This is a genomic window from Serratia sp. PL7, assembly GCF_945957435.1.
This window is the reverse complement of sequence record NZ_CAMFLB010000061.1, coordinates 1-7,364: the sequence shown is the minus strand read 5'-3', so window position 1 is coordinate 7,364 and position 7,364 is coordinate 1. Positions and strand designations below refer to the sequence as shown.

At 53.9% G+C, this 7,364-nt stretch carries 8 protein-coding genes; 7 read left to right on the top strand and 1 reads right to left on the bottom strand.

The window, feature by feature from the left end:
- Positions 1-70: 70 nt before the first annotated feature.
- Positions 71-634: a D-glycero-beta-D-manno-heptose 1,7-bisphosphate 7-phosphatase gene (gmhB, locus tag N6G83_RS53685; protein WP_065685548.1), complete on the bottom strand. Its 564-nt coding sequence runs from the start codon at positions 632-634 to the stop codon at positions 71-73.
- A gap of 186 nt (positions 635-820) precedes the next feature.
- On the opposite strand from gmhB, the gene metN reads away from it, so the two are divergent.
- The 7 genes from metN to N6G83_RS53650 form a co-directional block, all read left to right on the top strand.
- Complete coding sequence (gene metN, locus N6G83_RS53680; protein ID WP_021806092.1) at positions 821-1,852, top strand: methionine ABC transporter ATP-binding protein MetN; 1,032 nt, start codon at positions 821-823, stop codon at positions 1,850-1,852.
- The gene (locus tag N6G83_RS53675; protein WP_021179942.1) at positions 1,845-2,498 is read left to right on the top strand and encodes a methionine ABC transporter permease MetI; all 654 of its coding nucleotides are present in this window, start codon (positions 1,845-1,847) and stop codon (positions 2,496-2,498) included. The genes metN and N6G83_RS53675 overlap by 8 nt, the downstream gene beginning before the upstream one ends.
- Positions 2,499-2,596: 98 nt before the next feature.
- A complete protein-coding gene (locus N6G83_RS53670; RefSeq protein WP_021179941.1) occupies positions 2,597-3,412 on the top strand; it encodes a MetQ/NlpA family lipoprotein in 816 nt (271 codons plus the stop codon).
- A gap of 117 nt (positions 3,413-3,529) precedes the next feature.
- Positions 3,530-3,934 carry an Rcs stress response system protein RcsF gene (rcsF, locus tag N6G83_RS53665; RefSeq protein WP_024485562.1) on the top strand — a complete coding sequence of 135 codons (405 nt, stop codon included), beginning with the start codon at positions 3,530-3,532 and terminating at the stop codon, positions 3,932-3,934.
- On the top strand, positions 3,931-4,638 hold the full coding sequence (gene tsaA / locus N6G83_RS53660; protein WP_065685547.1) for a tRNA (N6-threonylcarbamoyladenosine(37)-N6)-methyltransferase TrmO: 708 nt from the start codon (positions 3,931-3,933) through the stop codon (positions 4,636-4,638). Before rcsF ends, tsaA begins: the two co-directional genes overlap by 4 nt.
- Before the next feature lie 121 nt (positions 4,639-4,759).
- The gene (gene proS, locus N6G83_RS53655; RefSeq protein ID WP_211136818.1) at positions 4,760-6,478 is read left to right on the top strand and encodes a proline--tRNA ligase; all 1,719 of its coding nucleotides are present in this window, start codon (positions 4,760-4,762) and stop codon (positions 6,476-6,478) included.
- A 65-nt stretch (positions 6,479-6,543) separates the two neighbouring features.
- Positions 6,544-7,364, top strand: an 821-nt coding sequence (locus N6G83_RS53650; RefSeq protein WP_409529746.1) for a YaeF family permuted papain-like enzyme, incomplete at its 3' end; no start/stop codon positions are given.

Here is a 7,364-nt window from a genome sequence, read left to right as displayed (position 1 = left end):
GCTGGTTCAGAATGACAAGAGTTAATATGCACTTTTCTTCCGACCGCTCACTATTCATGCATAACGCTGCTTAAACCCGCTTTTTAATCGCTGCAGGCAGCTCTTGCAGGCTGTTTAGCACCCAATCCGCCGCTTTTTCGCCTTCTTCTGTCACTGGCTTGCCGGTGCGCACCAACACTTTAGTGCCTACCCCTGCCGCCGCGGCTGCCTGCATGTCCTCGATTTTGTCGCCAACCATATAAGAAGCGGCCAAATCAATATTCAGTTCTTTCTGCGCCTGTAGCAACATGCCCGGTTGCGGTTTGCGGCAATCACAAACCTGGCGATACTCTTCTATTACTGCTTCAGGATGATGTGGGCAGAAATAGATGCCGTCCAGATCGACATCGCGGTCGGCCATCGACCAGTCCATCCATTCTGTCAGACGCATAAACTGCTCTTCGCTGAATTTACCACGGGCAATGCCAGACTGGTTGGTGACCAGCACCAGCGCGAAGCCCATGCTTTTCAGTTCACGACAGGCGTCAATCACGCCATCGATAAACTGGAAATCATCTATTTCATGGACGTAGCCATGATCGATATTAATCGTGCCGTCACGATCTAAGAAAATTGCTGGAACGCGTTGTGTCACCGGTATGCTCCTGAAAGCCTGAAAACCGCCACAGTATCGCATGTTTTCGCCGAGACTGAGAATGATGAAGAATAGCGTTAACGTTGACTTGGACGTCTAGACGCCTTAACATCTGATCCAGACCTTGGCGCTGATCAAGGTCTCTCTTTATTAAGCCACGGCAACCAAGCTAAAAATAAGAAGAATATGATTAAACTTTCCAACATCACCAAAGTGTTCCAGCAGGGGTCGCGTTCCATTAGCGCACTCTCTGACGTGACTCTTCACGTTCCTGCCGGACAGATTTATGGCGTCATCGGTGCCTCCGGCGCCGGTAAGAGTACGCTGATCCGCTGCGCCAACATGCTTGAGCGCCCGACGTCAGGTACCGTTCTGGTTGATGGCCAGGATCTGACCTCCCTGTCTGAAGGTGAGCTGACGCGCGCACGCCGCCAGATCGGCATGATCTTCCAACACTTTAACCTGCTCTCTTCACGTACGGTCTTCGGTAACGTTGCCCTGCCGTTGGAGCTGGACAACACCCCACGCGCGGAAATCAAAAAACGCGTGGTCGAACTGCTGGAGCTGGTTGGTCTGTCAGACAAGCACGATGCCTACCCCGCCAATCTGTCAGGCGGCCAAAAGCAGCGTGTGGCCATCGCCCGTGCTCTGGCCAGCAATCCTAAGGTGTTGCTGTGCGACGAAGCGACCAGTGCACTGGATCCAGCCACCACCCGCTCCATTCTCGAACTGCTGAAAGACATCAACCGCCGTCTGGGGCTGACCATACTGCTAATCACCCATGAAATGGACGTAGTGAAACGTATCTGCGATCAGGTTGCGGTGATCAGCCAGGGCCAGTTGATTGAGAAAGACAGCGTGAGCGAAGTGTTTTCACACCCCAAGACGCCGCTGGCACAGCAGTTTATCCAAGCTACGCTGCATCTGGATATCCCGGACGACTACGCCGCGCGCCTGGTGCCTGAGCGTACCGGTGGCCGTCAGCCGCTGTTACGCCTGGAGTTTACCGGCCGCTCGGTTGATGCACCGTTACTGTCAGAAGCGGCCCGTCGCTTCAACGTGAACAACAATATTATCAGCGCACAGATGGATTACGCTGGCGGCGTGAAGTTCGGCGTGATGCTGGCTGAACTGCACGGCTCCGATGAAGATGCACAGGCAACGATTAAGTTCCTACAAGAAAATCAGGTAAAAGTAGAGGTTCTGGGTTATGTCTGAGGCAATGATGTGGTTAATGGCACGTGGCGTGTGGGAAACCGTTACGATGACCTTTGTCTCCGGCTTCTTTGGCTTTGTGCTTGGCTTGCCGGTTGGCGTACTGTTATATGTGACCCGCCCCGGGCAAATCATTGCCAACAATACCGTTTATAAGGTGTTGTCCGGGTTGGTGAACATTTTCCGTTCCATCCCGTTCATTATCCTGCTGGTCTGGATGATCCCGTTCACTCGCATGATCGTTGGCACCTCTATCGGTTTGCAGGCGGCTATCGTTCCACTGACCGTAGGCGCGGCTCCCTTTATCGCCCGTATGGTAGAAAACGCCCTGTTGGAGATTCCGTCAGGTCTGGTTGAAGCCGCTCGTGCCATGGGTGCGACTCCTATGCAAATCATCACCAAAGTGCTGTTGCCTGAAGCGCTGCCAGGTTTGGTGAATGCCGCTACCATCACGCTGATCACCCTGGTGGGCTATTCTGCAATGGGCGGTGCCGTCGGTGCCGGTGGCTTAGGTCAAATTGGTTATCAGTATGGTTATATTGGTTATAACGCTACCGTGATGAATACGGTATTAATATTACTGGTGGTGCTGGTGTATCTGATCCAGTTTGGTGGCGACCGTATCGTGAAGGCCGTTACCCACAAATAGCTTTACCCACGCGCTGACATCTACTCGATAGCTTTGCTGCACCCGGCAGGATAAAGAGTAAAGCGTATTTCATATGCGAGTCTAATTGAGGAAGGGATATGTCGTTAAAATTTAAATCCATCGCAACAATCGGCGCACTGATCGGTACTCTGGCTCTGGCCGGTTGTGGCCAGGATGAAAAAGATCCAAACCATATCAAAGTGGGTGTTATTGTTGGTGCTGAACAGCAAGTGGCTGAAGTGGCACAAAAAGTGGCAAAAGATAAGTATGGCCTGGACGTTGAGCTGGTCACCTTCAACGACTACGTGTTGCCAAACGAAGCCCTGAGCAAAGGCGATATCGATGTCAACGCCTTCCAGCACAAGCCTTACCTGGATCAGCAGATCAAGGATCGTGGTTATAAGCTGGTTACGGTAGGTAACACCTTTGTGTACCCGATCGCCGGTTACTCCAAAAAGATCAAATCCATTGATGAGCTGCAAGAAGGTTCACAGGTAGCACTGCCTAACGATCCAACCAACCTGGGCCGTTCACTGTTGCTGCTGCAAAAACAGGGTCTGATCAAGCTGAAAGACGGTGTTGGCCTGCTGCCAACCGTGCTGGACGTGACCGAGAACCCGAAAAACCTGAAGCTGGTTGAGCTGGAAGCACCACAGCTGCCACGTTCACTGGACGATCAGCAAATCGCGCTGGCCATCATCAACACCACTTACGCCAGCCAGATTGGTTTGACGCCAGCCAAAGACGGCCTGTTTGTTGAAGATAAAGACTCACCTTACGTCAACATCATGGTTGCCCGTGAAGATAACAAAGACGCGGAAAACGTGAAGAAATTCGTTCAGGCTTACCAGTCTGACGAAGTTAACGAAGCGGCCAACAAGATCTTTAACGGTGGCGCAGTAAAAGGCTGGTAATCGTTCAATAGCCATTTTATTCCGATAATTGCAAGACGGGCTACGGCCCGTCTTGTTATTTGCGCCAGAGATTGCTTCAATAGCGCCACTTTGATTATAAAATGGCAGGGACTCTCAATGCGTGTTTTACCTCTCTGTTTGTTAGCGCTCGCGCTGACTGGATGCTCAACGCAGCACACGGCTCCATCCACAACAAACAGCACAACAACTACGGCCGCTCCCGCTCCGGTAAAAGCCACACCAGCAGCCCGCCCGGCCCCGGTAAAACTGTACAAGAGTGCAGAAGAACTGGTCGGCAAGCCTTTCCGCGATTTAGGTGAGGTTTCTGGCGAATCCTGTCAGACCACGGTTCAGGACTCTCCGCCAAATCTGAATACCGCACGTAAGCGTATGCAGACCCGAGCTTCCTACATGAAGGCCAATGCGGTACTACTGCATGACTGCCAGATTGTCAGCGGCGTCGCCGGTTGTTACCAGCAGGCCATCTGCCAAGGCTCTGCGCTTAACGTCTCAGCCAAATGACCGATTTTGTTTTTGAGCAGATCGGCACCATCCGTTCTCCGTATAAAGAGAAATTCGCGGTTCCCCGTCAGCCAGGGCTAGTTGAAGACGGCGGCGGTGAACTGTTGTTGTTGCCGCCTTACAATCAGCCCGAAGCGGTACGTGGCCTTAGCGAGTTCAGCCATCTGTGGGTGATGTTTGTGTTTCATCAAACCATGGAAGGAGGCTGGCGTCCTACCGTGCGGCCTCCTCGTCTGGGCGGCAATGCGCGTATGGGCGTGTTCGCCACCCGTTCGACCTTTCGCCCTAACCCGTTGGGTATGTCCTTGATCGAACTGAAAGGCATACGGACTCAAGGGGGCGAGGTGGTACTGGAGCTGGGCAGCCTGGATTTGGTTGACGGTACGCCGGTGGTCGATATCAAACCCTATTTGCCGTTTGCCGAAAGCCATCCGCAAGCGCGAGCCGGGTTTGCTCAGGCGGCTCCTGCTGGCGATATGCCGGTGTATTTCTCGCCCGAAGCGGAACAACAGCTGCAGCAACATGTGCGGCGCTATCCCAACCTGCGCCGTTTTATCACTCAGGTTCTGGCGCAAGATCCTCGCCCCGCCTATCGAAAAGAAGAAGCCAGCGGGCGCGAATATGCGGTATGGTTATTGGAGTTCAACGTGCGCTGGCGGATCGTTGATAGTCAAAGCGAAGTGTTGTCGCTCGACGCCCGTTAAAATTCCGCCCGCTCTCTTTTGACAACCGGCTTGCGCTGGTAAACTAAGCCACTTTTGAAAATTTTGGCGGCCAACCCTGGCAGCCCGATGCAATTTGCAGTTCTAACGGAACCAAAACACCATGCGTACAAGCCAATATCTGCTCTCCACACTGAAGGAGACACCTGCCGACGCCGAAGTGATCAGCCACCAGCTGATGCTACGCGCCGGGATGATCCGCAAGCTGGCCTCCGGTCTTTATACCTGGTTGCCGACCGGCCTGCGCGTTCTGAAGAAGGTTGAAAACATCGTTCGCGAAGAAATGAACAATGCTAACGCGATCGAAGTTTCCATGCCGGTTGTTCAGCCCGCCGACCTCTGGCTGGAAAGCGGCCGCTGGGAGCAATATGGCCCGGAATTGCTGCGCTTTGTCGATCGCGGCGAGCGTCCCTTTGTGCTTGGTCCAACCCATGAAGAAGTGATCACCGATCTGATCCGCAACGAAATCAGCTCCTACAAGCAGCTGCCGCTGAATTTCTTCCAGATCCAGACCAAGTTCCGTGACGAGGTTCGTCCACGTTTTGGCGTGATGCGCTCGCGTGAATTCCTGATGAAGGATGCCTATTCCTTCCATACCACCCAGGAATCCTTGCAGGTCACCTACGACGCGATGTACGAGGCCTACAGCAAGATCTTCAACCGCATGGGTCTGGATTTCCGTCCGGTGCTGGCCGATACCGGTTCTATCGGTGGCAGCGCTTCGCATGAATTCCAGGTGCTGGCAGACAGCGGTGAAGACGATATCGTGTTCTCAACCGGTTCCGACTATGCTGCCAACATCGAGCTGGCCGAAGCGGTTGCCCCTGCACAGCCACGTGCTGCGGCAACGGAAGAACTGCGCATCGTCGATACGCCGAACGCCAAAACCATCGCCGAGCTGGTAGAGCAATTCCAACTGCCAGTAGAGAAAACGGTGAAAACCTTGATGGTGCACGCCCGTGAAGAGAGTGGCCACAAGCTGGTTGCCCTGCTGGTGCGCGGCGATCACGAGCTGAATGAAATCAAGGCCGAGAAACTGCCACAGGTCGCGGTTCCACTGACTTTCGCCACGGAAGAAGAAATCCGTGCAATCGTCGGCGCAGGCCCAGGATCCCTTGGCCCAGTCAATTTGCCGATCCCAGTGGTTGTCGATCGCAGCGTAGCCGCTATGAGCGACTTCGGCGCGGGTGCCAACATCGATGGCAAACACTACTTTGGCATCAACTGGGAGCGTGATCTGCCGCTACCACAGAGCGCCGATATCCGTAACGTGGTGGAAGGCGATGCCAGCCCAGACGGGAAAGGTACGCTGCTGATCAAGCGCGGTATCGAAGTGGGCCACATCTTCCAGCTGGGTACCAAGTATTCAGAAGCGATGAAAGCCACCGTTCAGGGTGAAGATGGCCGTAATCAGGTGCTGACCATGGGTTGCTACGGCATCGGCGTGACGCGCGTGGTGGCTGCTGCCATCGAACAGAATCACGATGACCGTGGCATTATCTGGCCGGACGCAATTGCCCCGTTCCAGGTAGCGATTCTGCCAATGAACATGCACAAGTCATTCCGCGTGCAGGCACTGGCTGAAGAATTGTACGATACCCTGCGTTCACATGGCATCGACGTGATCCTGGACGATCGTAAAGAGCGCCCAGGCGTGATGTTTGCCGATATGGAACTGATCGGCGTACCTCACTCCATCGTGATCGGCGATCGTAACCTCGACAGCGAAGAAATTGAGTATAAAAATCGCCGTGTTGGCGAGAAGCAGATGATCAAAACCGGCGAAATCGTTGATTTCCTGCTGGGCCAGGTCCAACGCTAATCGCTAGACAAAGCCCCCCAGATGGGGGGCTTTATTGATGGATGTTGTTGTTAAAGGATTAACTTATGCCATTACGCAGCCCCCCGGCTACCCGCCTGTTTGCTTTGCTTTCAGTTTTTTTGACCGGTTGTACCATGGACGTAGGCTTATCCGACCGTGAAAAACACTCCATCAATCCCGTCAACGTTCAGTTCCAATCGTTAAGCTCAGCCCCTGGAAAAACTCTGCGCGAAATCAATCAGGCCGATCTGCAAGAGGGTGACCTGCTGTTCTCCTCAACTATCGGTTTGAAATCACTCGGGATCCGTATCTTGAGTACTTCGTCAGTCAGCCATGTGGCCGTGTATATTGGCGAAGGCCAGGTTGCCGAAGCGGTAGGGGAAGGCGTGCAGATTATCAGCCTGAAAGATGCGCTGACCCATAGCGACAAGATGTTTGCTTTGCGCATCCCCGATCTGACACCGGAGCAGGCTAGCCAAATCCGCCAATTCGCCAGCCAAAAAGCCGGCAGCCGGTATAACTATCTGGGCATTGCCGAGATGGTGCCCTTTATGATGACCAAGCAGCTGTGTTCGCTGAACCCCTTCTCTGCCGATTTCCGCCAGCAATGTGTCAAAGGCCTAGCCGCAGCCCAGCTCAAGGCGCCGACCGGTGCCGAGTCGTCGTATTTCTGTTCGGAGTTTGTGATTGCCGCGTTTGAAAACGCGGGGCATCCGTTGACATTGGCCGCCCCAGGTTGGGTCAGCCCGGGCGATTTACTGCATATGAGGGAAGGGGATATTGCCACGCTGGCACCTAGCAAAGCGCTGGTTTACGTTGGCCATATCAAGCCGGGGATCTATTTACGCTCGCGGGCGTTGGCAAAAAATCAGGCCCCTCACCCTAC

Bases quoted from the DNA above. Each gene is read 5' to 3' on its own strand.
- metN (WP_021806092.1), top strand. From the start codon at position 821: ATGATTAAACTTTCCAACATCACCAAAGTGTTCCAGCAGGGGTCGCGT.
- N6G83_RS53675 (WP_021179942.1), top strand. From the start codon at position 1,845: ATGTCTGAGGCAATGATGTGGTTAATGGCACGTGGCGTGTGGGAAACC.
- N6G83_RS53670 (WP_021179941.1), top strand. From the start codon at position 2,597: ATGTCGTTAAAATTTAAATCCATCGCAACAATCGGCGCACTGATCGGT.
- rcsF (WP_024485562.1), top strand. From the start codon at position 3,530: ATGCGTGTTTTACCTCTCTGTTTGTTAGCGCTCGCGCTGACTGGATGC.
- tsaA (WP_065685547.1), top strand. From the start codon at position 3,931: ATGACCGATTTTGTTTTTGAGCAGATCGGCACCATCCGTTCTCCGTAT.
- proS (WP_211136818.1), top strand. From the start codon at position 4,760: ATGCGTACAAGCCAATATCTGCTCTCCACACTGAAGGAGACACCTGCC.